The organism is Ruegeria jejuensis, assembly GCF_041537905.1.
In the GTDB taxonomy this organism is placed as follows: Bacteria; Pseudomonadota; Alphaproteobacteria; order Rhodobacterales; family Rhodobacteraceae; genus Ruegeria_C.
On sequence record NZ_JBGRUO010000002.1, the window covers coordinates 245,536 to 268,474 of the forward strand.

At 60.8% G+C, this 22,939-nt stretch carries 24 protein-coding genes; 10 read left to right on the forward strand and 14 right to left on the reverse strand.

The window, feature by feature from the left end:
• Positions 1-71: 71 nt before the first annotated feature.
• On the reverse strand, positions 72-1,103 hold the full coding sequence (locus AB1E34_RS03780; protein ID WP_372570998.1) for an Lnb N-terminal periplasmic domain-containing protein: 1,032 nt from the start codon (positions 1,101-1,103) through the stop codon (positions 72-74).
• Positions 1,104-1,152: 49 nt separating this feature from the next.
• Positions 1,153-1,920 carry an ArsR/SmtB family transcription factor gene (locus AB1E34_RS03785; protein WP_372570999.1) on the reverse strand — a complete coding sequence of 256 codons (768 nt, stop codon included), beginning with the start codon at positions 1,918-1,920 and terminating at the stop codon, positions 1,153-1,155.
• 112 nt (positions 1,921-2,032) lie between these two features.
• Between AB1E34_RS03785 and AB1E34_RS03790 the strand changes: the two genes are divergently transcribed.
• The 5 genes from AB1E34_RS03790 to AB1E34_RS03810 all read left to right on the forward strand — a co-directional run bounded on the left by AB1E34_RS03790 (position 2,033) and on the right by AB1E34_RS03810 (position 5,632).
• Positions 2,033-2,773, forward strand: coding sequence for an alpha/beta hydrolase (locus tag AB1E34_RS03790; RefSeq protein ID WP_372571000.1), 741 nt, complete (start codon positions 2,033-2,035; stop codon positions 2,771-2,773).
• On the forward strand, positions 2,773-3,765 hold the full coding sequence (locus AB1E34_RS03795) for an alpha/beta hydrolase (protein ID WP_372571001.1): 993 nt from the start codon (positions 2,773-2,775) through the stop codon (positions 3,763-3,765). Before AB1E34_RS03790 ends, AB1E34_RS03795 begins: the two co-directional genes overlap by 1 nt.
• Positions 3,765-4,193, forward strand: coding sequence for a VOC family protein (locus AB1E34_RS03800; RefSeq protein ID WP_372571002.1), 429 nt, complete (start codon positions 3,765-3,767; stop codon positions 4,191-4,193). Before AB1E34_RS03795 ends, AB1E34_RS03800 begins: the two co-directional genes overlap by 1 nt.
• A gap of 17 nt (positions 4,194-4,210) precedes the next feature.
• Positions 4,211-4,825: a hypothetical protein gene (locus AB1E34_RS03805; RefSeq protein ID WP_372571102.1), complete on the forward strand. Its 615-nt coding sequence runs from the start codon at positions 4,211-4,213 to the stop codon at positions 4,823-4,825.
• Between the two features lie 96 nt (positions 4,826-4,921).
• Complete coding sequence (locus tag AB1E34_RS03810; protein ID WP_372571003.1) at positions 4,922-5,632, forward strand: alpha/beta fold hydrolase; 711 nt, start codon at positions 4,922-4,924, stop codon at positions 5,630-5,632.
• A 30-nt stretch (positions 5,633-5,662) separates the two neighbouring features.
• Here AB1E34_RS03810 and phaZ read toward each other — a convergent pair whose 3' ends face one another.
• A complete protein-coding gene (phaZ, locus tag AB1E34_RS03815; protein ID WP_372571004.1) occupies positions 5,663-6,934 on the reverse strand; it encodes a polyhydroxyalkanoate depolymerase in 1,272 nt (423 codons plus the stop codon).
• A gap of 110 nt (positions 6,935-7,044) precedes the next feature.
• On the opposite strand from phaZ, the gene phaC reads away from it, so the two are divergent.
• The 4 genes from phaC to AB1E34_RS03835 all read left to right on the forward strand — a co-directional run bounded on the left by phaC (position 7,045) and on the right by AB1E34_RS03835 (position 10,923).
• The gene (gene phaC / locus AB1E34_RS03820) at positions 7,045-8,844 is read left to right on the forward strand and encodes a class I poly(R)-hydroxyalkanoic acid synthase (protein WP_372571005.1); all 1,800 of its coding nucleotides are present in this window, start codon (positions 7,045-7,047) and stop codon (positions 8,842-8,844) included.
• 131 nt (positions 8,845-8,975) lie between these two features.
• A complete protein-coding gene (locus AB1E34_RS03825) occupies positions 8,976-9,419 on the forward strand; it encodes a phasin, PhaP (RefSeq protein ID WP_372571006.1) in 444 nt (147 codons plus the stop codon).
• Between the two features lie 158 nt (positions 9,420-9,577).
• Positions 9,578-10,135 carry a polyhydroxyalkanoate synthesis repressor PhaR gene (gene phaR / locus AB1E34_RS03830; protein WP_372571007.1) on the forward strand — a complete coding sequence of 186 codons (558 nt, stop codon included), beginning with the start codon at positions 9,578-9,580 and terminating at the stop codon, positions 10,133-10,135.
• Between the two features lie 11 nt (positions 10,136-10,146).
• Positions 10,147-10,923, forward strand: coding sequence for a trypsin-like serine peptidase (locus AB1E34_RS03835; RefSeq protein WP_372571008.1), 777 nt, complete (start codon positions 10,147-10,149; stop codon positions 10,921-10,923).
• On the opposite strand, the gene AB1E34_RS03840 is transcribed toward AB1E34_RS03835, so the two are convergent.
• The 10 genes from AB1E34_RS03840 to AB1E34_RS03885 all read right to left on the reverse strand — a co-directional run bounded on the left by AB1E34_RS03840 (position 10,911) and on the right by AB1E34_RS03885 (position 20,108).
• A complete protein-coding gene (locus AB1E34_RS03840) occupies positions 10,911-12,125 on the reverse strand; it encodes a DegT/DnrJ/EryC1/StrS family aminotransferase (RefSeq protein ID WP_372571103.1) in 1,215 nt (404 codons plus the stop codon). The two genes, AB1E34_RS03835 and AB1E34_RS03840, sit on opposite strands and share 13 nt — an antisense overlap.
• Before the next feature lie 120 nt (positions 12,126-12,245).
• Complete coding sequence (locus AB1E34_RS03845; protein ID WP_372571009.1) at positions 12,246-13,604, reverse strand: glutamine synthetase family protein; 1,359 nt, start codon at positions 13,602-13,604, stop codon at positions 12,246-12,248.
• Positions 13,601-14,284 carry a type 1 glutamine amidotransferase gene (locus AB1E34_RS03850; RefSeq protein ID WP_372571010.1) on the reverse strand — a complete coding sequence of 228 codons (684 nt, stop codon included), beginning with the start codon at positions 14,282-14,284 and terminating at the stop codon, positions 13,601-13,603. The genes AB1E34_RS03845 and AB1E34_RS03850 overlap by 4 nt, the downstream gene beginning before the upstream one ends.
• A 57-nt stretch (positions 14,285-14,341) precedes the next feature.
• Entirely contained in the window at positions 14,342-15,661 is a 1,320-nt protein-coding gene (locus AB1E34_RS03855; RefSeq protein ID WP_372571011.1) for a glutamine synthetase family protein, read from the reverse strand.
• A gap of 10 nt (positions 15,662-15,671) precedes the next feature.
• Complete coding sequence (locus AB1E34_RS03860) at positions 15,672-16,481, reverse strand: ABC transporter permease (protein ID WP_372571012.1); 810 nt, start codon at positions 16,479-16,481, stop codon at positions 15,672-15,674.
• Positions 16,478-17,365, reverse strand: a complete 888-nt coding sequence (locus AB1E34_RS03865) for an ABC transporter permease (RefSeq protein WP_372571013.1) — start codon at positions 17,363-17,365, stop codon at positions 16,478-16,480. Before AB1E34_RS03865 ends, AB1E34_RS03860 begins: the two co-directional genes overlap by 4 nt.
• Positions 17,366-17,453: 88 nt before the next feature.
• Positions 17,454-18,200, reverse strand: coding sequence for a transporter substrate-binding domain-containing protein (locus tag AB1E34_RS03870; protein WP_372571014.1), 747 nt, complete (start codon positions 18,198-18,200; stop codon positions 17,454-17,456).
• 33 nt (positions 18,201-18,233) lie between these two features.
• Complete coding sequence (locus AB1E34_RS03875; RefSeq protein WP_372571015.1) at positions 18,234-19,010, reverse strand: ABC transporter ATP-binding protein; 777 nt, start codon at positions 19,008-19,010, stop codon at positions 18,234-18,236.
• A 177-nt stretch (positions 19,011-19,187) separates the two neighbouring features.
• Positions 19,188-19,625 (reverse strand): tellurite resistance TerB family protein, encoded by a 438-nt coding sequence (locus AB1E34_RS03880; protein WP_372571016.1) that lies wholly within the window; start codon positions 19,623-19,625, stop codon positions 19,188-19,190.
• A 27-nt stretch (positions 19,626-19,652) separates the two neighbouring features.
• A complete protein-coding gene (locus AB1E34_RS03885; RefSeq protein WP_372571017.1) occupies positions 19,653-20,108 on the reverse strand; it encodes a tellurite resistance TerB family protein in 456 nt (151 codons plus the stop codon).
• 128 nt (positions 20,109-20,236) lie between these two features.
• On the opposite strand from AB1E34_RS03885, the gene AB1E34_RS03890 reads away from it, so the two are divergent.
• A complete protein-coding gene (locus AB1E34_RS03890; protein ID WP_372571018.1) occupies positions 20,237-21,271 on the forward strand; it encodes a dipeptidase in 1,035 nt (344 codons plus the stop codon).
• A gap of 14 nt (positions 21,272-21,285) precedes the next feature.
• Here the strand turns inward: AB1E34_RS03890 and pyrG are convergent, their stop codons facing one another.
• Positions 21,286-22,929, reverse strand: coding sequence for a CTP synthase (gene pyrG, locus AB1E34_RS03895; protein WP_372571019.1), 1,644 nt, complete (start codon positions 22,927-22,929; stop codon positions 21,286-21,288).
• Between the last annotated feature and the right edge of the window lie 10 nt (positions 22,930-22,939).

A 22,939-nucleotide genomic window follows, 5' to 3' on the forward strand; every position in this document is an offset into this window, starting at 1 on the left:
GGAGGGGCGCTGCCCCCTATCGCCATTTCCGCGCGTTTCCCCCGGACAGTCTCAGCCAAATGAAGCGCGGATCATTTCAGCGGGTCGGGGACGTGTTTGCGGATGTCGGTCGAGTAGGTCGGAGTCAGCCCCGCATCGCGCGCGACATCGGTGACATGGGCGCGGTCCTGCAGCTGGTCGAAGCTGAGCCGCGTGTCCAGCGCGCCCAAGTCATAGGCGTATTCGGGCATGTAGCCGTTGACCAGTATTCGCCAATCCATCGGCACGGCGTCAAACAACTGCCGGATCATCGACATCACGACCGTGGTGCAATTGGTTGTCAGGCTGTTGTACCATTTTGGATCGGTGGCAAGCGCGTTGGCGTGCTCGACATAGTCCACCAGCAAGGCGCGCGCATTCGCGGGCGCGGCGTTGATGCGGTAAAGCTGGACGTCCTCGCCCCGGATATTGGTGCGCAGGCCGATCAGGTCGCGCTCATCGCCTGCAAGCAGGACCAGGGTGTGATTTTTGAACGCGTCTCTCAGGGGCGAGTATTCACTGCCCTTGATGTGGCGCACCTCAGCCGACCATGCGAGATACTCGTCCCCCTCGAATCCGAAGCTGACAATCATATGGGCGATTGACGGCCCGTCCCAATGCGACATGACCAAATCCGCCGATTGCAGCTTGCTCAGATCATAACTGCGGCGTTCCCAGTTCGGGGTAAAGTCCTCCTCGGTGCGCCAGTCGAAATTGCGCACGCCGTCCAGCGTCAGCCTGTCGCCCTCGATGGTTCCGGTCACCTGCACGGCGTCATCGGGTGCCCAGTCCCGCGTGAGCGGAGGGTTGATCGACTGCCACCAAAGGCTGACCGCAATCAGAGCAGCGGCAAACCCGGCCAGCATTTTCAACCGGCCTGGCCAGATCTGGGCGATGAGCGTGGCCAATCCCAACAGGGCGAACGCCCCGGCGACAATGCCCCGGACCATTTCGGGGCCGGGCACATGAAACCAGAGGGCAAGGCTGCCCCAAAGCGTGAACAGGGCCACGCCGATCATGATCAATGCGATCAGCAGAATGCGCAGGAAGGTAAGCAGCGTGAACCCCGTCTTTGTTGCTGGCACAGTAGGGATGCTCTGAACCGGGGGCAAGCGCCAGAGGAGCGGTCGGGCCTCAGCCGGTCGCAGCCATGGCAAAGCGATGCGCCTTGCCGGTTTCCAGCCAGGTCTTGAGCCCCGAGATCATCCGGTACCAGCCATCGGCGACGCCCTCCTGTCCCGGCGGGATGTCGTAATGCTCGACCGTGAGCTTGCAATGATCCCCTTGCGGCTCGATAACATAGACGCAACGGGATGTGGGCATGCCATCGCCGTCCCAGAGCGGTTTGAACAGCATGTCGAGATAGGTTTTGGGCCGCGCCTCGGTCACGTCGATGGTCAGCATCGGCATGTTCCCGTCAACGCGGTAGGTGGTCGAGCCCCCTTGTTCCAGTGTGCCATCGGCGGATTTGGCCATGAAATGGTACTGGATGACCTCTTGCGGGTCGGTCAGTGCTAACCACAGCGCATCCTGCGTGCAGCGGATGAACGTGGCCATCATGAAATCGGGTTTTTGGGTTTCACTCATTGGGGCAGCTCCTTCGAGTTTCGCTTTCAGATCAAGCACGCCGCGCGCCGCTGGCTTGGCGCGATACGGTTCGATCCATCGGTCGATTGCCTCCTGCAGGGGCAGGGCGTTCAGATAGTGGTATTTGAACCGCCCCTTCTTGCGGGTGACGATCAGGGAGGCGTCCTCCAGCAGCTTGAGATGTTTCATCACCCCGAACCGGCTCATGTCGAGCTGGGCTTCCAGCTCGCTCAGGCTTTGCCCGTCCTTTTGGCGCAGGCTGTCCATCAGGGTCAGTCGGGCCGGGTCGGCAAGTGCCTTGAAGATCGCTTCCATGGGATTCGATTATAAGTTGCTAATTAGTCACGTGACAATATGGTAACGTAAAAATCTGCAATTGCGGTGACGCGGCAGCGCTTGCATGATCGCCACAAACAAGGAGGCAGGGATGCAGTATCTGGACACCGCGCAGGGGCGGCGGATCGCCTATCACCGAAGCGAAGGGCGCGGGCCCTGCATCGTATTTCTGGGCGGGCTGAAATCCGACATGGAGGGCACAAAGGCCGTGCATCTTGAGGCCTGGGCACAGGCGCAGGGCCGCGCTTATCTGCGGTTCGACTATTCCGGGCATGGCGAAAGCTCTGGCACATTTGAAGAGGGCTGCATCGGCGATTGGCATGAAGATACCGTCGCGGCGGTGCAGGCGCTGACGGATGGGCCGATTATTGTGGTCGGCTCCTCGATGGGCGGCTGGCAGGCCTTGCTGCTGGCGCGAGCGACGCCGGAACGGATCGCCGGGATGGTCACCATTGCAGCCGCGCCGGATTTCACCGAAGACGGTTATTGGGCTTCATTCACCGACGCGCAGAAACAGATGCTTGAGGATGCCGGGCAGGTGGAGTTGCCCTCGGATTACATGGAGCCTTACATCATCACCAAGCGGATGATTGAGGATGGTCGTCAGCGGTTGGTGCTGCGCGCGTCTTTGGAATTGCCGTTCCCTGTCAGATGCTTGCAGGGCACAGCTGATACCGCGGTCTCGACCGAAACGGCACTGCGCCTGCTGGATCATGCCACCTGCGAGGACATGCGGCTGACCCTTGTGAAGGACGCCGATCACCGGTTCTCGGACGGGCCGTGCCTGGGGATGATCGAGCAGGCGGTGCTGGATGTTCTGAGGGAGGGATGATGCGTGCCTTTGGCAGGTTTCTGGGGCGCGTTCTTTTGGTTTTGCTGGTGGCGGGCGGGCTGCTCTGGGTTTTTGGTCCGTATGAGGAGGTTGATCTCAAGGCGCGTTTTGACCCGCGCAAATTCGGCGAAGGGGTGCAGGTCTATTTCGAATCTGTCGAATCCCGCTTTGATGACATTACGGAAGGGACCGAAAAGCGGGTGATCTGGCAACCGGGCTTCAAGGAGCAGCGGACACCTTATTCGGTGTTCTACTTGCATGGCTTCTCCGCGACCTCCGAAGAAATCCGGCCTGTGCCGGACCGCGTGGCCGAGGCGCTGGGCGCCAATCTGGTCTATACGCGTCTGCGCGGGCATGGGCGTGGCAGTGCGGCATTTGCGGATGGCAACGCCACCGCCTGGATGCAGGATGTCGCCGAGGGGCTGGCGGCGGCGCGCGCCAGTGGCGACAAGGTGGTGGTGGTCGCAACCTCTACCGGGGGGACGCTTGCTACGGCTGCGGCGCTTGATCCCGAGCTCAATCAGAACGTCGCTGCGATGGTGCTGGTGTCGCCCAATTTCGGGATCAACGACCCGATGGCATGGGTTCTGACGTTGCCAGCGGCACGGTATTGGCTGCCGTTGATCATGGGACAGGAAAGCGGTTTCGAGCCACGCAACGCGGGGCAGAGGAAATACTGGACCACCTCCTATGGCTGGCCCCCGGTTTTGACGATGGCCGCGCTGGTCAAAAAAGTGGTGACACTGGATGTATCGCAGGCTAATGTTCCCGTATTGTTCCTGTTTTCGAATGAGGATCGCGTCGTGCGGCCAGACCGAACGCGAGAGGTGGCGGATCGCTGGGGCGGACCGGTCACGATCGAGACTGTGACGATGGGCGAAGGTGACGATCCCTACGCCCATGTCATTACAGGCGATATCATGTCGCCGGGTCAGACGGATGCGGCAGTTGCGGCGATCCTGAGCTGGTTGCAGACAAACGGAGTGGAATGATGGACCAACGCGTCAGCCTGATCACGGTCGGCACCAAGGATATGGAGGGCTCGGCGCGGTTCTATGAAGCGCTGGGCTGGCAACGTGTCGAGACACCGGATGGCGTGATCGCCTTTGATCTGATCGGCCAGGTGCTGGGGCTTTACCCGTTGGAAAAGCTGGCCGAGGATATTGGTTGCGCCGCAGATGATCTGGGGCAGGGCGCCACGACGCTCAGCTATAATTGCGCTGCAAAAGAGCAGGTTTCCGAGGTATTGACCGCTGCCGACGCAGCCGGAGCCACGATCCTGAAACCCGCCAGCGATGTCTTCTGGGGCGGCCATCACGGCTATTTCCGCGCGCCAGAGGGCACGGTCTGGGAAGTGGCGCATAACCCTTTCTCGGCACTGGGGCCAAATGGCGAGTTCCGCTGGAACGGCTACGGCTGATGCGTCCGCCCCGCAGCATGTGGAGCCTTGAGACGCTGGGCCGCGTGCGTCTGTCGAAGTATTTCTACATGCGCGAATTTCTCTATTCCGAGATCGGCAATTTCCACCAGATCCGGAACATCCCCGAAAACCCGGACCTGGCCATCGAGACGGGCCGTGCATTCTGCGAGACCTTGCTGGACCCGCTGGAGGAAACCTTTGGCCGCGTCGCGATCCGCTCGGGCTATCGCGCGCCCGCGCTGAACCGGTTCGGAAATGAGAACAAGCTGAATTGCGCCCGCAATGACAATCCGATGGAGTGCCATATCTGGGATATCGCCACGGGTGATGCCCGTGTGGCGGGCGCGTCGATCGTGATCCCGTGGTTTGCCGATCACTATGCCAAGGGACGGGACTGGCGCGATCTGGCCTGGTGGATGCATGATCATCTGGATTATTCCGAGATCTGGTTCTTCCCCAAGCTCTGTGCCTTCAACCTGGTCTGGCGACCGCAGCCGCTGCGCCGGATCGACAGCTATATCGCCCCGCGCGGCTGCTTGCTGCGCCCCGGTGCTGATCCCGGAGAAACACCGGCAGAGCGGCGTGCCCGATATGGCGATTTTCCGCCCTTTCGTGGGCTGACCCTGCCTTAGACGGGCTTGCCCGTGGATGGGAAAACCCGCATCTTGCCCTCAAGCAACGAAAAGAGGGCAGGGTGGAAGTTTGCGACCAACACGGCAGGGTGCAGCGTGACTGAACCGCTGGTGTTTCTGACCGGTCTGATGTGCGATGCGCGGGTGTTCAGCGCGCAGTTTCTGGATCTGTCCTCTGACCGCGCGGTCACCGTTGCGCCTACATCTATGGGCGAACGGGTCGAGCAGATCGCCTCGGACCTGCTGGGACAATTGCCGCGTCGCTTCGCACTGGCCGGGCACAGCATGGGCGCGATCATCGCGATGGAGATCTATCGCCGCGCGCCGGACCGGGTCGCACGGCTATGCCTGATCTCGACCGACAGTTTCGCCGACACGCCGCAGATCGCCGCCGCCCGCGAACCGCTGATTGTTGGCGCCCGCAGCGGGCGTCTGGATGAGGTAATGCGCGAGGCGCTGCCGCCGGAGGTGCTCGCGGAGGGACCACTCCGCGCCGAGATATATGAGTTTATCCACGCCATGAGTGCCCGTCAGGGTCCGGAAGTATTCGTCCGTCAGATGCGCGCACTGCAACGCCGTCCCGATCAGCAGGCGACCCTGCGCAAAATCTCGGTGCCGACGCTGGTGCTCTGCGGGGCGCAGGACACCCTGACCCCGGTGAAACGGCATGTGTTCATGTCAGAGCTGATCCCGACCGCCACGTTGCGCATTCTGGAGGATGCCGGGCACTTCCCGATGCTGGAAGCGCCGGCCGCAGTGACCGAAGCGTTGCGCGATTGGCTGGCGATCCCTCAGAACCCGGCCTGACGGCCGGGGCGGACTCGGAGGGAAGCGGTATCAGGCGGCGTTTGTATTGGCCGCTTTGCGTACCTTGCCGCCCTTGCTGTTGTCATTCATGAAATCGATGACCAGCGGGCGGATATTGTCGCGCCAGCTGCGGCCAGCGAAAATGCCGTAGTGGCCGGCACCGGGTTCCACATGGCTGGCCTTCTTACTCTCGGGCAGGCCGGTGCACAGATCAAGCGCGGCGATACATTGGCCCGGTGCGGAAATGTCGTCTTGCGCCCCTTCGACCGTCTTGACCGCCACGTCGGTGATCTTGCTCATATCCACCTTGCGCCCCGCCACGATAAATTCATTGCGCGCGATCTCACGGTTCTTGAAGACACGCTCGACCGTGGACAGGTAGAATTCGGCAGGCATGTCCATCACCGCCAGATATTCATCATAGAAGCGGTTATGGGCGTCATGATCAGAGGCTTCGTTGCGCATGACACGCTGGATCTGATCGACGAAGGCCTGGGTGTGACGGTCCCCGTTCATCGACATGAACGAGGCAAGCTGCAACAGGCCCGGATAGACCAGCCGACCAACGCCCTTGTATTTGAAGCCAACCCTCTGGATCATCGTCTCTTCGAGCTGGCCCATGGTGACGCGGCGGCCGAAATCGGTCACGTCGGTGGGAGTGGCATCGGGGTCCACCGGACCGCCGATCAGCGTCAGTGACGAGGGCTGCGCCTTGGGGTCCTGCTCGGCCAGATAGGCGGTTGCGGCCAGGGTCAGCGGGGCGGGCTGGCAGACGGCGACAACATGGGTGTCGGGCCCCAGCTCACGCATGAAATCAACCAGGTAAAGCGTGTAATCCTCGATGTCGAACTTGCCTGCCGAAACCGGGATGTCGCGCGCGTTGTGCCAGTCGGTGATATAGACTTCGCAGTTCACCAGCAGGCTCTTCACAGTCGAGCGCAGCAGCGTTGCGTAGTGACCGGACATCGGCGCGACCAGAAGCACCTTGCGCGGTTGCGTTTTGCGACCATTCACCTTGAAATGAATCAGGTCGCCAAAGGGACGTTCGACAACCGTTTCGATCTCGACCAGATGATCCTTGCCATCCTCGCAGGTAAAAGTCCGGATGCCCCAGTCGGGTTTCACGATCATGCGCTGATAGGTGCGCTCGGTGACCTCACCCCAGGCCGCTATCCAGCTGAACACAGGGTTTGGGGCCATGGCAAAGACAGGATAGGAGGCCATCGACCGGGCCGAGGCACCCAACCACTGGTTGGTATTCCTGATGGTCTCCATCAGGTCGTAGGTCATCATGTATCGCATGATCTATCCCTCTTGTGCTATGGCTTATACACGAGGTAGCGCGTTGCTTTGCGCTGCCCCGGGCTGAACATTATTCTGCACAGCAGCGAGACTATGAGGAATTCCTTAAAATGACAACAAGCGAAGACCTGCCTTCAGAGATTTCGCAAGAAAGCTTTGATAAGCTGAAAGAAAATCTGGAAAAGGTAGAGGGCCTGTCGAAAAGGTTAATTGAGGTAATGTCCAATAAGTCCGGACATAATCCCGCTCTGGATGGGCCGAATCAAGAAATTTTCGCAAAGGCAGCAACAACCTATTTGTCCGAGGCGCTGCAGAATCCCTCGAAGATCCTGGAACATCAGATCGAGTTCTGGAGCAAATCCGTTCTGAATTTTGCCGAAGCCCAGCGGGCGCTGCTGACCGGTGAGGCCAAGGATGATGATGATCCCGCCGACCGGCGGTTTTCCAATCCGATGTGGAAAACCAATCCTTATTTCCGGTTGGTCAAGCAACAGTATCTGACCACCACCAAAACGATCGAGGCGGCGGTTTCTGCGGCTGAGGATGCCGACGTTATCCAAAACCGCCGATTGAACTACTTCGCCCAGCAGATCATCGATCTGATGGCGCCGACCAACTTCCTGGCCACCAACCCGGACGCGTTGGAAAAGGCGGTCGAGACCGAGGGTGAGTCGCTGATCCGCGGGCTGGAAAACCTGGTCTCTGATCTTGAGGCCAATGACGGCGAGCTCACCGTGCGGCTGGCCGATGAGTCTGCGTTTGAGCTAGGCGGTAACATCGCGACGACGCCCGGAGAGGTGGTCTATCGCAACCGGATGATGGAACTGATCCAATACGCTCCGGCCACCGAGACCGTGCATGAGATCCCTATCGTCCTGTTCCCGCCCTGGATCAACAAATTCTACATCCTCGATCTCAAGGCGCAGAACAGTCTGATCAAATGGGTGACCGAGCAAGGCTATACGTTGTTTGTGGTCAGTTGGGTCAATCCGAACCGATCGCACGCTGATGTTGGAATGGAAGACTATATTCAGGATGGGTTCCTGACCGCGATCGAGACCGTCAAAGAGATCTGTGGCGTCAAGCAGGTGAACGCGGTTGGCTATTGTATCGCGGGCACGACGCTCAGCCTGACACTGTCACTGCTCAAACAGCGGGGCGATAAGTCGATCAAGTCGGCAACCTTCTTTACCGCGCTGACAGATTTCTCGGATCAGGGCGAATTCACACCCTTCCTGCAGGATGATTTCATTGATGCCATCGAAGAAGAGGTGAACAAGCAGGGCGTGTTGCGATCCTTCATCATGGCGCGCACGTTTTCCTACCTGCGGTCGCGCGATCTGATCTATGGTCCGGCGATCCGCAACTATATGATGGGCGAGACGCCACCGGCTTTTGACCTGCTCTATTGGAACGGGGACGGTGCGAACCTTCCTTCAAAGATGGCGATCGATTATCTGCGCGGCCTCTGCCAGCGCAACGAGTTCACCACAACCGGCATCGAGATGATGGGCCATACGCTGCATGTGCGCGATGTGACGGTGCCCCTGATGGCGATCACCTGCGAGACAGATCACATCGCCGCCTGGAAAGATTGCTACCGCGGGGTGCAGATGATGGGGTCGCGGTCCAAGACATTCGTGGTTTCGGAGTCGGGTCATATCGCCGGTATCGTCAACCCGCCTAGCAAGGACAAATACGGCCATTACACCAATGCCGATCTGAAACCCGATCATGAGGGTTGGATGAAAGGCGCGACATACAACAAGGGCTCTTGGTGGCCTTTGTGGGAGGCGTGGCTGAAGAAGCGGTCAGGCAAGCAGGTTCCGGCCAGAACTCCGGGTGATTCGGCATATAAACCCTTGGCGCCGGCGCCCGGGACTTACGTGAGGGCCTCTGCAAAGGTCTGACTTACATAGGAAATCAAAAATATTCTGCGGTGCAGCGAGAAAAATCTTGCAATGCTGCGCCGCAGCATTCATATTCGTCTCAAGCCGAAGGACTCGGGGTGGGCCCGGACCCGGCAATTAGGATTGAGACAATGGCTAAGACGCAAGACTTCACCACTATCATCAAAGACACCATGGGCGCATTCCCGGTTGACACCGCGGCGTTCGAAGACGCTTTCAAAACCACCACCAACCTGAGCGAAAAGCTGTCGGGTGTTGCTCTGGAAGCTGCTGAAAAATCGGCAGAGATCTCCAGCAAGTGGACCAAAGACACCCTGGCCAAACTGGGCGACTACTCCAAAGCCAAGGCAGAGCCGGCCGACTACGCCAAAGCCGCAACCGACTTCGCCTCCTCCTCGGCCGAAGTTGCTGCTGAAAACCTGGCCGCCTTCGCTGAAGTTGCGAAAAAAGTACAGATGGACACCGTCGAGCTGCTGATGGCTGCTGGCAAAGACATCACCGAAGATGCAACCGCCGCCGTCAAAAAAGCGACCAACGACGTGACCGCCGCTGCCAAGAAAGCAGGCGCGAAGTAATCGCTAACGAAAAATTGCGCCCTTTCCTCCCATTTAGGTGCAATTTCTCTGGGCAGGTCGCAAGACCTGCCCTTTTTGTATTCAGACGGGCACTTCCCTTTTCTGCTGCGCTCGCATAGTCTTTTGCTGCATCGCATCAATACCGGGGAGGGATATGGGTGGCCGAACAGGAAAAGCCGTTGCTGATCAAGCGGTATGCCAGCCGCAGACTCTACAACACTGAAACCAGCGACTATGTCACGCTGGAAGACATCGCAGGTTTCATTCGCGATGGGCGCGAAGTTCAGATTGTCGATCTCAAATCCGGTGACGACCTGACCCGGCAATACCTCCTCCAGATCATTGCCGAACATGAAAGCAGGGGCGAGAACGTGCTGCCGGTCAATGTGCTGAATGACCTCGTGCGCAGCTACATGCTGCCCGGCGGCGGGATGATGCCGCAATTCCTGCAAAGCTCGTTCGACATGCTGCGTGAAAGCCAGTCCAAGGTGATGCAGAACATGAACGCCATGAATCCAATGGCGCAGATCCCCGGCTTTGACGCGCTCAAGGCGCAGCAGCAGGCCTTCCTCAAGGCGATGACCGGCGGATTGTCGGGCAATTGGTCCGGCCCGGCGCAGGACGCCGAAGAGACCGAGGAGTCCTCGGGCGAGGATCTGGACGAGATCAAGAAGCAACTGGCCGAGCTTCAGAACAAGCTTTCGAAGCTAAGCTGATCATGCCTGCGATGCGCCTGCTTGCAGGGGCACTTGCGCTTGCCGTCACAACCGGATTTGCCGACGCCCAGAACCTGTGCCTGCTGGGACCGGATTTGGCGAGGGATTGCGCGCCCATCCGTGAACGGCCATTGCTGGATGCGGCCAGCGCGCCGTGGCGCGCCATTGGCCGGGTGAATTTCGCCAGCACCGACATCCGACAGCATTGCACCGGGGTTCTGGTCGCCGACCGGCTGGTGCTGACAGCGGCGCATTGTCTTTACAACGGGGCCCGCAAACGCTGGATACCGCCCAGCAGCATCCGCTTTGTCGCCGGGTATCAGCGGGGCGAGGCGCAGGCGGTGTCGCAGGTCCTGGATTATGTGACCGACCCGGCCCAGGATGTGCAGAGCCGTGATTTTACGCCGATGACCATCGCCGATTGGGCGGTGCTGATCCTTGAGGACCCGATCGGGCAGCAACTCGGCAGCCTGCCGATTGCCGATCCCGCGCGGGCCGTCGCTGCCTTGAACGTGGCGGGCTATTCCGGCCTTCGCCCCCATGTGCTGAGCCGCGCCGGACCGTGCGAACCGCAGGCACCGCGCCAGTTGCGCGAGGTTGCGATACTGGATTGCCCGATCATGCAGGGCGATTCCGGCGCGCCCTTGCTGGTGGAGGGCGCGGATGGGCCGGAAGTGGTGGGGATCCTGTCACAAGGCCGTGCGACACCGGACGGCGCGCGTGGCGTTTTTTTGGGTAGCCAGTTGTTCCAGCGTGGGCTGGCGCGCGCCCGCGATCAGGTGCCGTAGGCGCGCACCGGACCGGTCGCATCCTCCATCGCGGCCAGCAGAATTCCTGCGATCAGGTCAAGCTCGTCACGGGTCAATCGAACCGGCAGGCGCACATCACAAGCGCGCATCAGCATGGCACGGGTTTGCGGCAGCTCGACCTGTTCGGGCAGGAACTGCCAGTTCCAGAAGGCGCGAGCATTGTCCTCGCTCAACCCGAATACCTGCACCTTGACCCCGCGCTCGGCGGCCGCTGCGGCAAAGGCGCGGGTTTCGCTGTCATCCAGCTCCACCAGATTGAACTGGATCGAATCCGGCGCGCGTTTCTCCGGCGCCAGCGGCGCGGGCACGTCGATATGGGTTGAGGTGTTCAACTGCTCTGCCACATAGTCGTGGTTGGTCAGACCGTCGCGCACCCGTCGCGCCAGTTCCGGCAGTTGCGGGCGGATCACCACCGCGCTCAGATTGCTCATCCGCAGGTTATAAAGCGGCAGCTTGTTCTGCCAGCGGGCAAAAGCCTGTTCCAGATCGGGGGTGTTCTCGCCATGCGGGCCTTTGTGCTTTTGCCAGTTATGCTCATAGGCGCCTGACATGATGACGGCGCGCGCGATCAGATCGGCATCATCGGTGATCAGGATACCGCCTTCGCCCGCATTGATCATCTTGTAGGACTGGAACGAGAAGCAGCCGACCTTGCCAATGGTGCCGATATTGCGGCCATGCCACGTGGTGCCCAGCGAATGGGCCGCGTCCTCGATCACCGGGATGTCGCGCGCCTTACATAGCGCCATGATCGCATCCATGTCCGAGGTATGGCCCCGCATATGGCTGATGATCACCGCCTGCACGCTGTCCAGCTTGGCCTCGAAGTCGACCATATCGATGCGATAATTCTCACCAACCTCGCAGAGCACCGGAATGCAATCGGCATGCACCACCGACGAGGGGACGGCGGCAAAGGTGAAGCCGGGGATCAGCACCCGCGCATCACGCGGCAAGTCCAACGCTTTGAGCGACAGGAACAGCGCCGCCGAGCAGGAGGAGACCGCCAGCGCATATTTCGATCCTAGCAATTCGGCAAATTCCGCCTCAAGCAGGGAGACTGGCGCGTCTTGCGGGGCGGTATAGCGGAACAGGTCGCCCGAGTGCAAAAGCGCGTCGATCGCGTCGCGGGCCGCTGCGGGAATGGGTTCAGCTTCGTGGACGTTGGGAGCCTGCATCAGATTTGGCCTTGCTTAATCTATCTTTTCGAAAACATAAAACTAATGCAGAGTCGTGCCAAGACCCTTCGCGGCGAGGCGGCGAAATTTCACCAATCTTTCACAGAGGGCAGGCTGGGCACTTCAGACGTTCAGCAGCAGATGTTCCCGTTCCCAGGGCGAGATGACCTGTAGGAACTCTTCGTATTCCGACCGTTTCACGATGCCATAGACCCGGGCAAAATCTGGACCCAGCACCTGATGCAGCGCCTCGGCCTGATCGAACAGGTCCAGAGCCTGTCCCATCACCTGCGGAATATCACCGTCACCCTCATAGGCATCGCCATAGAACTGGCGTCTGGGGCGTTCCTGCTGGGTCAGCCCCAGATAGCCACAGGCCAAGGAAACCGCGATGCCCAGATAGGGGTTGCAATCCATCCCGGCGATACGGTTTTCCACCCGCCGACTTTCCGGCCCCGACAGAGGCACGCGGATGCCGGTGGTGCGGTTGTCGCGCGCCCATTCCAGGTTGATCGGCGCGGCCTGATCCTTCACGTAGCGACGGTAGGAGTTCACATAAGGCGCCATCACCGCCAGCGCGGCGGGCAGATGGGTCTGCAACCCCGCGATGAAGTGATAAAAAGCATCCGTCTCGCCACCTTGCGGCCCCGAAAAGACGTTGTTGCCGGTTTCCATATCGATCAGCGAGTGATGGATGTGCATGGCTGATCCGGGCTCGTTGGCAATCGGCTTGGCCATGAAGGTGGCAAAGCAGTCATGGCGCAGCGCTGCCTCGCGGATCAAGCGTTTGAAATAGAACACCTCGTCGGCCAGCTTGACCGGGTTGCCATGGCGCAGGTTGATCTCCAACTGTCCCGCGCCGCCTTCCTGGGTGATGCCGTCGATCTCGAAGCCCTGTGCCTCGGCGAAATCATAGATATCGTCGATGACCGGCCCGAACTCGTCCACTGCCGTCATCGAATAGGCCTGGCGCGCGGCAGCGGGGCGGCCCGAGCGGCCCATCATCGGCTTGATTTCATGGGCGGGGTCGAGGTTGCGGGCGACCAGAAAGAACTCCATCTCGGGCGCGACGACCGGTTTCCACCCCTTCTTGTGGTACATCTCGACCACGCGTTTGAGCACATTGCGCGGGCTGAACGGGATCGCGTTGCCGTCGCGGTCATAGGCGTCATGGATCACCTGCAACGTCCAGTCGCCGGTCCAGGGGGCGGCGGTGGCGGTGGACATGTCCGGTTTCAGGATCATGTCTTTTTCGATAAACCCGTCCTCGTCGGCAGCCTCACCCCAGTCGCCGGTGATGGTCTGGTAAAAGATGCTGTCGGGCAGATGGAAATAGTCCTGGCGTGCGAATTTCGAGGCGGGTACCGCCTTGCCGCGCGCGATGCCGGGCAGGTCCGAGATGATGCATTCCACCTCGTCCAGCCTGCGCCCGTCCAGATAGGCGCGCGCGGCGTCGGGCAGGGTCTTGATCCAGTCGCTCATGAGGTCCTCGCTGCACGAAAGAAGGCGCCAATCCGCCGCGCTATTATGTCGTTGTCGATGGGGTCGGACAGCCGTGCTTCGGCGGCGTCCAGGATCGGGTCGGGCACGATGCCGCGCCCGCGTGCCGCCATCAGATCGTGGACGAATGCGTTTTCGAACTCGGGATGGGCCTGAATGGTCCAGATGTGGTCGCCATAGGTCAGCATGGCATTTTCGCAGAAGGCATTGCTGGCGGTCAGGCGGGCGGCATCGGGGCGGCGCGTAACCTGATCCTGATGCCAGGCATTCAGTGTGAGCGTGTCCTCTCCCTCGGTGTAATCCGTGGGGCCAACCGCCCAGCCGCCTTCGAATTTTTCGACCGTACCGCCCAAAGCCTGTGCGATGATCTGGTGGCCGAAACAGATGCCGACCAGCGGCACGCCTTTGTCATGGATGTCGCGGATCAGCGCTTCCAGTGGCGGTATCCAGGCGTGATCCTCATAGGCCCCATGCCGCGAGCCCGAGATCAGCCAGCCATCCGCGTCGCCGGGCCCGTCGGGAAAAACACCGTCGACCACGGGGTAAGAGACAAAGTCAAAGCCCTGATTTTTCAGAAGAGCGGGGTAGAGCCGGTCATAGTCGCCATGGGTTTCGACAATGCTATCAGCCAGATGCCCTGCCTGCAGTAGTCCGATTTTCATAAGTCACCGATTGAGATTGGCCCGACGGTAGTGGAGCGTCAATTTGCTGGCAAGGGATCAGACGCATTCCACATAGCTGCGCCAATGGGTTTCAGGCGGGCGGGTAGCAAAACCCGCAATCTCCTGCCGCTTGGTCAGGCACAGGTTGCGGATCAGGTCCGGCTTGAAAACCCTTGCGATCAGCGGGTCGCGTTCAAACAGGGTCACGGCAACCTCAAGCGAGGTGCAAAGCTGCGGCAGCCCATCGATTTCATAGGCGTTGCCCGAGATGGGCGCGAGGGGTGAGGTCTGATCTTCGATTCCGGTCAGCGCGGCCCCCAGCAAGGCCGAGAGCAGCAGGTAGGGGTTGATATCGGCCCCGGCCACGCGATGTTCGATCCGGCGCGCGGCGGGGGGACCGCCGGGGATGCGGATGGCGGCGGTGCGGTTCTCATAGGCCCAGCAGAGGCCGGTGGGCGCATGTGCACCGGGCACCAACCGGTCATAGGAATTGCCATGCGGTGCGAAGATCAGGTTTGAGGCCGGGGCTGCCGCCAAGCAACCCGCCACCGCATGGCGCAGCGTGTCGGTGCCCTCAGCGCTGCCATCATCGAAGATATTGCGCCCGTCGCGATCCAGAACCGAGAAATGCACATGCATCCCGTTGCCCGCATCCTCGGCATAGGGTTTGGCCATGAAGCTGGCGGCAAAGCCGTGCTTGCGCGCCAACCCCCGCGCCAGCGTCTTGAACAGCCACGTATCGTCGGCGCAGCGCATTGCGTACTGATGGGTCAGGTTGACCTCGAACTGGCCGATGCCGCTTTCCGATATCCCCGCCTGTGCTGGAATATCCATTGCCGCGCAGGCGTCGTAGAGATCGTTGAAGAACCCCTCGAACCCGTCCATCTCGGCCAGGGATAACACCGCAGGGTGTTCCAGCCGCTGGCCGGTCAGCGGGTTGAGCGGCGGGCGCAAGCTGTCGCCACTGGCATCAACCAGGGTGAATTCCAGCTCGGTGGCGGCCAGAACTGTCCAGCTGCGCGCGGCGTAACGATCCAATACCCGGGCCAGCGCATGGCGCGGGTCCCCGTCAAAGGCTGTACCGTCCTCATTATGCAGCACCATCGGGACCAGCGCAGTCTCTGCCTGTGCCCAAGGCGCGGGCACGACGCCGCGCTCGGTAGGGCGCAGGATGCCATCGGCATCACCGGTTTTGAACAGCAGCGGGCTGTCAGCGATATCGGCCCCCCAGAGATCGACATTCGCCGCCGATAGCGGCATCCGCAGCGCACCGCTCTCCAGCTTGGCCCCGTAAGCGCCGGGCACCCATTTGCCGCGCATCTGACCGTTCAGATCGCAGGTCGCGACGCGGAAATGGCGCAGCTCTGTCAGATCCATGCGAGGTCCTTCAGCGCGCCAGATTCAGCCGCAGCCGCAGCTTTTTCTTCTGGGCCTGCGGCAGGTGCCGGTTCAGCCGGGTGTTGATCCGCCCGAACCCCCAGACGATGAACAGCGTGAACAGGATGAAATAGAAGGCCAGGATCGGGTAGGGGATGAACGGGTTGAAGGTCTTGTCCGCGAAATAGCTGGCATAATAGAGCGCATCGCCCTCCTGCCGCCAAGCCGGGAAGGCCGAGAAGAAGACCAGCGTCGTGGCTTGGAACAGAAAGATCGCCTCATTCGTGTAAGCAGGCCAGGCCAGCCGCAGCATGGTGGGCCAGATCACCCGGCGGAACCGTGCCCAGCCGCTCAGGCCATAGGCATCAGCAGCCTCGACATCGCCCTTGGGGATCGACCGCAGCGCGCCGTAGAAAATCTCACCCGAATAGGCAGCGGTGTTCAGGAACAGCACGATCAACGCGCCCAGCCAGGCCGAGGTGAAGGCGTCAAACATCGGGTAGGACTTCTTCAGCGACAGGAACAGGAAATAGGCAAAGAAGAACTGGATAAAGAGGGGCGAGCCGCGGAACAGAAAGATGAACCATTCCGCCGGTTTGCGGATCATGCGCTTCTTCGAGGATTTGCCCACTGCCAGTGCGGTGGCCAGCAGGAATCCGGTGACCAGTGCCATGATCCCGAAATAGATGTTCCACACCATGCCCGAGCCGATCAGGGTGAACTGCTCACACAGGGTGAAATCCGAGGTCGGCAGGCGTTTCTCGCCAATACCAATTGAGCGCAGCCCGTAATCCTGAATGGTCTGGATACAGTCCTTCATGCCGTCACCTGCTTGCGCAATGCCTCACCGCCTGTGGTCGCCTGCCCGTGGCTCAGCCGCACCATCAGCTTTTCCAGAACGATCTCTGACACCCGAGTGAAGCCCAGATAAAAGATCAACAGGAACAGGAAATACCACATGCGCCAGTCGGGATGGGGATAGTCGGTGAACCGCGAGGTCTTGGTGCCGCCCAGCTCGCGCGCCCAGTAAACGATATCTTCGATGCCCAGAAGGAACAGCAGTGGCGTGGCCTTGATCAGCACCAGCCACAGATTGCTGAGGCCGGGCAGGGCATAGACCCACATCTGCGGCACCAGCACCCGCCAGAAGGTCTGGCGGCGTGACATGCCATAGGCCTCGGCGGTCTCAAGCTGGGCATGGGGCACCGCGCGCATGCCACCATAAAGCACATTTGCGGCAAAAGCGCCGAAGACGATCGAGAAGGTGATCACCGCCAGAAAGAAACTATAGGTTTGATGCACCCATTCCGGGGCGGACCCCAGCGGCAGCTTTGCGTTCGAGCAGACGAGGAAATCATTGCCTTGCCGCACCGGATCGGTCCATTCGGGGCACAGAATCTGATGGCGCATCCATTCAAAGCCCTGATCCAGCGCAATCACGAAAAACAGGAAAAAGGCGATATCAGGTACACCGCGCACGATGGCGATATAGCCTTTGCCCAGCCAACTGACCGGAAGGACATGTGACCGCGCCGCCATCGCGCCGGCAAAGCCGAAGCTCAGCGCGACCGGGGCTGTGATCGCCAGCAGGGCCAGCACCTTCACGAAGGACAGGTAGAAGGACATGTGCACGCCGTTGGTCAGATAGCAGGAAAACCAGCGAAACGTGCCAAGAGCGTCAGGATCGGCGCAGTAGGAAAACATGTGTCAGCTTTCAAAGACCGGAGCAGACCTGTCGGAAACCTCCGGGACGGGTCCGGCACGCAGAGCGCCGAACCCGGGGAGCAATGTCTTAGTTGGTGACGACAGAGCCGTCCTCGCCGTAGTGAACAGCGTCGTCGCCGAACCATTTCTTGATCAGCGCGGTCAGTGAGCCATCTGCCTTCATCGAGGTGATCGCGTTGTCGAGCTTGCCCTTAAGCTCAGCATCCGATTCCCGCACACCGACGCCGATCCCGGACCCCAGCGCGACATCTTCGCCAACAAACATCAGCTCGCCATTGGATTCCTCGACGATCGGCACGAGGAAGTCCTTGTCGGCAAAGACCGCCGAGGCTTCGCCGTTGCGGACAGCGGCGATGGTTTCTTCGGGAGTCGCGAATTCAACCAGGGTCGCACCGCTATCGGCGACAAAACCGGCCTGCAGGGTCGCGGTCTGAGCAGAGACCACATCCATGATGTCCGCATCGGCGCTTGCCGCGACATAGGCCGAGGCCGCTGGCGGGAAGTAGTCCTGGGTAAAGTCGATGACCTCATCCCGCTCGGGTGTGATCGACATGCCGGCGATGATGGTGTCGTAGTTGCCCGAGACCAGATTCGGAATGATCGAATCCCAGTCATTCTTGACCCATTCGCAGGTCAGCCCGGCGCGCTTGCACAGCTCATCGCCCACTTCGCGCTCGAACCCGTCAACCTCGCCCGCATCATTGATGAAGTTATACGGAGGATAGGCGCCCTCGGTGCCCATCCGCACAGTGTCGGCCATCGCCATACCAGCGCTCAGCGCCAGTGCGGCTGTCGTCAGGATCAGTTTTTTCATGATTGGTCTCCCCTTATTAGGTCGTGTTTTGATTTATGCAGCCTGCGTGGCGGAAAGGAAGCCCCGCAAGCGTTCGGATTTGGGTGCGCCGAACAGTTTTTCCGGGCTGCCCTCTTCTTCGATCAGCCCTTGATGCAGGAACACCACGTGGCTGGAGATGTCGGCGGCCATCTTCATGTCATGGGTGACGATGATCATCGTGCGGCCCTCGGCGGCCAGATCCTTGATCACCTTGATCACTTCCTGCTCAAGCTCGGGGTCAAGCGCGGAGGTCGGCTCGTCAAACAACAGCGCCTCGGGCTCCATGCACAAGCCCCGCGCGATGGCGGCGCGCTGCTGCTGGCCGCCCGATAGCTGCGCCGGGTAGACATCGCATTTGTCGCCGATACCAACTTTGTGAAGGTATTTGCGTGCACTCTCCTCGACCTCGTGGCGGTCGCGGCCCAGCACGGTCACCGGCGCCTCCATCACGTTTTGCAGGATGGTCATGTGGGCCCACAGATTGAACTGCTGGAACACCATGCTCAGATTGGTGCGGATGCGCAGCACCTGTTTGGGATCGGCCGGGTGGCGGTGGTGCCCATGGCCGTGCCAGCGCACTGGCTCATCCTTGAACAGAATCTCGCCCTCCTGGCTGTGTTCCAGCAGGTTGCAGCAGCGCAGAAGCGTGGATTTTCCCGACCCCGACGATCCGATCAGCGAGACAACGTCGCCACGATGCGCTGTGACATCCACCCCTTTGAGCACTTCGAGCTGGCCAAAGCTCTTATGCAGGTTCCTGATCTGGATGACGGGCGCACTGTCTGACACGATTGGTCCGGATGTTGTGAATTGTTAGTGCGTTACTACGTCGCAAAAACTGGCGCATTGCAATGCGCAAAACGCAAAAACAGCGCCAATATGCGCCGAATTGACCATCGGTAAGCTTGAAATCGGCGCATTCTTAATCGCCCGCCAAAGCTGGTGACCACCACGCAAGAGCGGGTATTAACTGCGTGCGGCTTTGTGTCGGGCCATCGCCGAGTCGACGTCGTTTACGCCCAACAGGCTCGCAATCAGTCGCAGCAGCGAATCCTCTTCTTCGCTGCGTTCGCCATCGGCCAGCACCACCGACCAGGCTGCTTCGAGCACGGCCTTGCGGTGGTCGTAGGGTACCGCCTCCTTGATGGCGCGGGTGAAGCGCACCGTATCGGGGGCCTCAGATTCCAGCGTTTCGGCCTGGCCGCGCAGATGCGCCGCCTCAAACGGGCTGAGCCCGTAGCGCGCCTCGATAATTTTGTCGATGCGGCGAATCTCGGCATCGGCATAGTCGTTGTCGGAACGTGCGATCCGGACCAGCAGCGCGGTCAGGGCCAGACGGGCGTCAGGTTCGGCCAGCGGATCGGGCGCCTCCTGGGTCAGGCGGGAGAGGAAATCCTTGAACATGAGACAGATATAGAAGCCCCAAGCGGATCAGCCAAGGGCTTGTGCAACGCGATCCATCACGCGACGGCGCGCAGCCTGGCTGTCATTATAGCTGAGCCCCATGGCGATGCGGGCCTCTTCCACGATTTTCAGTTCGCCTTCCTTCTGCTCGCCATCGGCCAGCACGACTTCCCACAGCGCCTCGATCGCGGCGAGCCGTTCGGTCAGGCCGGTGGTCTCGCGGATCAGCTTGCCGAACGTGTCGGTGTCCGGCGCGGCGGCATGCAGCTTTTCGCAGGTGGCGCGCACTTTGGCCGCCTCGATCGCGTTATGCTGATAAAGCCGGGCCAGAATGCGGTCGATCAGGCTGATCTCTTCGACCTGATAATCCCGGTCGGATTGTGCCACCCGCACCAGCAGCGCCCCCAGGGCCAGTTCGGCATCCGGATCAGGCAGGGGCGCGGGCTCGGTCGGGCGAAACGCCTGGAAGAACTTTTTCAACATGGGCGAAAATTATCGCGGAAAACGCGAGCCGCCAAGCGCGAACTACGCCTTGGGCGAATTCATCCACATGTTGCCTATCGCGCGGGGGGCCGCTTGTTCCCGCGCGCGATTTCGAACAGGGTGCGCTCATGTTGATATTTGATGGGCATAATGACGTTCTGACCGACCTGTTCGATGCAGGGGGAGTCACTGCGGCAGCCACGTTCCTGTCCGGCATGTCCGGGCATCTGGATGCCGCGCGCGCCGCTGCGGGTGGCTTCGGAGGCGGGTTTTTCGCCATCTGGGTTGCCTCGCCCGGCGCGATGGATTTCGCAAGCATCGACGGAGCGTATGACCTGCCGCTGCCTGTTGAGATCGCACAGGGCGACGCCTGGCGCGTAGCCCGCACCCAGGCGGATATTCTGCTTGAATTGCAGCGCCTTGGGGCGCTTAACGTATGTTGTTCCATGGCGGATATCGAGGCCGCGCGACGACAGGGTAAGATAGCAGCGATCCTGCATCTGGAAGGCGCTGAACCGATCAGCGACAGCCTGCAGGAACTGGATATGCTTTATGATCTGGGCCTGCGCTCGCTTGGCCTGGTCTGGAGCAGGCCGAATCGATTCGGCTACGGCGTGCCGTTTCGCTACCCCTCTGATGGCGATACCGGGCCGGGGCTGACGGCGGCGGGTCATGCGCTGGTCGAGAAATGTAACGAGATGCGGGTGATGATCGACCTCAGCCACCTCAATATGGCGGGCGTGCGGGATGTGGCGGCGATCAGCAACGCTCCGCTTGTGGCGACCCACTCAAACGCCCATGCGGTCTGCCCGCATGCCCGCAACCTGACCGACGCGCAACTGGCGCTGATCGCGCAGAGTGGCGGTGTGGCGGGCCTGAACTTCGAAAGCACCTTCCTGCGTCCCGACGGGCAGCCCAAACCGGATATCCCCGAGGCGGCGGTGATGGCGCATCTCGATCATCTGCTGGGCGCGCTGGGTGAAGAGGGCGTGGCGCTGGGGTCCGATTTCGACGGCTGCACCCCGCCGCTTTGGCTGAGCGGGGCCGAAAACCTGCCGACGCTGATCGCAGCCATGGAGCGCCACGGCTACACGGCCGAGCGGATCGAGCGGATCTGCTGGTCGAACTGGATGCGTGTGCTGCGCGACACCTGGGGCGGCTGAGCGCCCCAGTTGCGTCAGACCAGCCGCGAGCTTTCCTTGGCGGCGCGCACGAAATCAGCGAAAAGCGGGTGCGGCTCGAACGGTTTCGATTTCAGCTCGGGGTGGAACTGCACGCCTATGAACCACGGGTGATCCGACCATTCGACGATCTCGGGCAGGCGGCCATCGGGGGACATGCCCGAAAACTTCAGCCCCGCCTTTTCCAGCTTGTCACGATACTTGATGTCCACCTCGTAGCGGTGGCGATGGCGTTCCTCGATTGCGGTGGAGCCATAGACCGAGGCCACCAGCGATCCGTCGCCGAGTGTCGCATCATAGGCCCCCAGACGCATGGTGCCGCCCTTGTCGTCACCCACCTTGCGTTCGACCTTGTGGTTGCCCTGCACCCATTCCTTGAGGTGATAGACCACCGGTTCGAACCGTTTCTGACCCGCTTCGTGGTCGAATTCCTCAGACCCCGCCTTGGCGATCCCGGCGACATTACGCGCCGCTTCGATCACTGCCATCTGCATGCCCAGGCAAATGCCCAGATAGGGCACGTTGTTCTCGCGCGCATATTGCGCGGCCTTGATCTTGCCTTCGGTGCCGCGCTCGCCAAAGCCGCCGGGTACCAGGATGGCGTGGAAGCCTTCCAGATGCGGGGCCGCGTCCTCGCCATCGAACACTTCGGCATCGACCCATTCGACCTTCACCTTGACGCGATTAGCCATGCCGCCATGGGTCAGCGCCTCGGCGATCGACTTATAGGCATCCTCAAGCTGGGTGTATTTGCCGACAATGGCCACGTTCACCTGACCTTCGGCATGGTGGATACGGTCGCTGACATCTTCCCATTTGGCCAGATCGGGTTTCGGGGCCGGACTGATCTGGAACGCATCCAGAACCGCCTGATCCAGCCCTTCGGCATGATAGGCCAGCGGCGCGTCATAGATCGTGCTGAGGTCCTGCGCCGCGATCACGCTATCGGGCCGCACGTTACAGAACAGCGCCAGTTTTTCGCGTTCCTTGGTCGGGATCGGCCCCTCGGAGCGACAGACCAGAATATCGGGCGCCAATCCGATCGAGCGCAATTCCTTGACCGAGTGCTGGGTCGGTTTGGTCTTCAACTCGCCGCTGGCCTTGATAAAGGGCAGCAGGGTCAGGTGCATGAAGATGCACTGCCCGCGCGGCTTGTCCTGGCTGAACTGGCGGATGGCCTCGAAAAACGGCAGCCCTTCGATATCGCCCACGGTGCCGCCGATCTCGCACAGCATGAAATCGACCTCATCCTCACCGATGGCGATGAAGTCCTTGATCTCGTTTGTGACGTGGGGAATGACCTGAATGGTTTTGCCCAGGTAATCGCCGCGCCGTTCCTTTTCCAGCACGTTGGAATAGATACGACCGGAACTGACCGAGTCCGTCTTGCGTGCGGCAACCCCGGTGAAACGCTCGTAATGGCCCAGGTCCAGATCGGTCTCGGCGCCGTCATCGGTCACGAACACCTCACCATGCTCAAAGGGCGACATCGTGCCGGGATCGACATTCAGGTAAGGGTCGAGCTTGCGCAGCCTTACTGAGAAGCCGCGCGCCTGCAGCAGCGCGCCCAGAGCTGCCGATGCAAGACCTTTGCCCAACGAGGAAACGACCCCGCCCGTGATGAAGATGAAACGCGCCATGAGTGTTGGT

Coding starts and splice junctions, on each gene's coding strand:
- pyrG (WP_372571019.1), bottom strand. CDS start 22,929: ATGGCGCGTTTCATCTTCATCACGGGCGGGGTCGTTTCCTCGTTGGGC.
- AB1E34_RS03835 (WP_372571008.1), top strand. CDS start 10,147: ATGCGCCTGCTTGCAGGGGCACTTGCGCTTGCCGTCACAACCGGATTT.
- AB1E34_RS03795 (WP_372571001.1), top strand. CDS start 2,773: ATGCGTGCCTTTGGCAGGTTTCTGGGGCGCGTTCTTTTGGTTTTGCTG.
- AB1E34_RS03785 (WP_372570999.1), bottom strand. CDS start 1,920: ATGGAAGCGATCTTCAAGGCACTTGCCGACCCGGCCCGACTGACCCTG.
- phaC (WP_372571005.1), top strand. CDS start 7,045: ATGACAACAAGCGAAGACCTGCCTTCAGAGATTTCGCAAGAAAGCTTT.
- AB1E34_RS03845 (WP_372571009.1), bottom strand. CDS start 13,604: ATGAGCGACTGGATCAAGACCCTGCCCGACGCCGCGCGCGCCTATCTG.
- phaZ (WP_372571004.1), bottom strand. CDS start 6,934: ATGCGATACATGATGACCTACGACCTGATGGAGACCATCAGGAATACC.
- AB1E34_RS03865 (WP_372571013.1), bottom strand. CDS start 17,365: ATGTTTTCCTACTGCGCCGATCCTGACGCTCTTGGCACGTTTCGCTGG.
- AB1E34_RS03890 (WP_372571018.1), top strand. CDS start 20,237: ATGTTGATATTTGATGGGCATAATGACGTTCTGACCGACCTGTTCGAT.
- AB1E34_RS03850 (WP_372571010.1), bottom strand. CDS start 14,284: ATGAAAATCGGACTACTGCAGGCAGGGCATCTGGCTGATAGCATTGTC.
- AB1E34_RS03870 (WP_372571014.1), bottom strand. CDS start 18,200: ATGAAAAAACTGATCCTGACGACAGCCGCACTGGCGCTGAGCGCTGGT.
- AB1E34_RS03855 (WP_372571011.1), bottom strand. CDS start 15,661: ATGGATCTGACAGAGCTGCGCCATTTCCGCGTCGCGACCTGCGATCTG.
- AB1E34_RS03805 (WP_372571102.1), top strand. CDS start 4,211: ATGTGGAGCCTTGAGACGCTGGGCCGCGTGCGTCTGTCGAAGTATTTC.
- AB1E34_RS03885 (WP_372571017.1), bottom strand. CDS start 20,108: ATGTTGAAAAAGTTCTTCCAGGCGTTTCGCCCGACCGAGCCCGCGCCC.
- AB1E34_RS03880 (WP_372571016.1), bottom strand. CDS start 19,625: ATGTTCAAGGATTTCCTCTCCCGCCTGACCCAGGAGGCGCCCGATCCG.
- AB1E34_RS03825 (WP_372571006.1), top strand. CDS start 8,976: ATGGCTAAGACGCAAGACTTCACCACTATCATCAAAGACACCATGGGC.
- AB1E34_RS03860 (WP_372571012.1), bottom strand. CDS start 16,481: ATGAAGGACTGTATCCAGACCATTCAGGATTACGGGCTGCGCTCAATT.
- AB1E34_RS03790 (WP_372571000.1), top strand. CDS start 2,033: ATGCAGTATCTGGACACCGCGCAGGGGCGGCGGATCGCCTATCACCGA.
- AB1E34_RS03800 (WP_372571002.1), top strand. CDS start 3,765: ATGGACCAACGCGTCAGCCTGATCACGGTCGGCACCAAGGATATGGAG.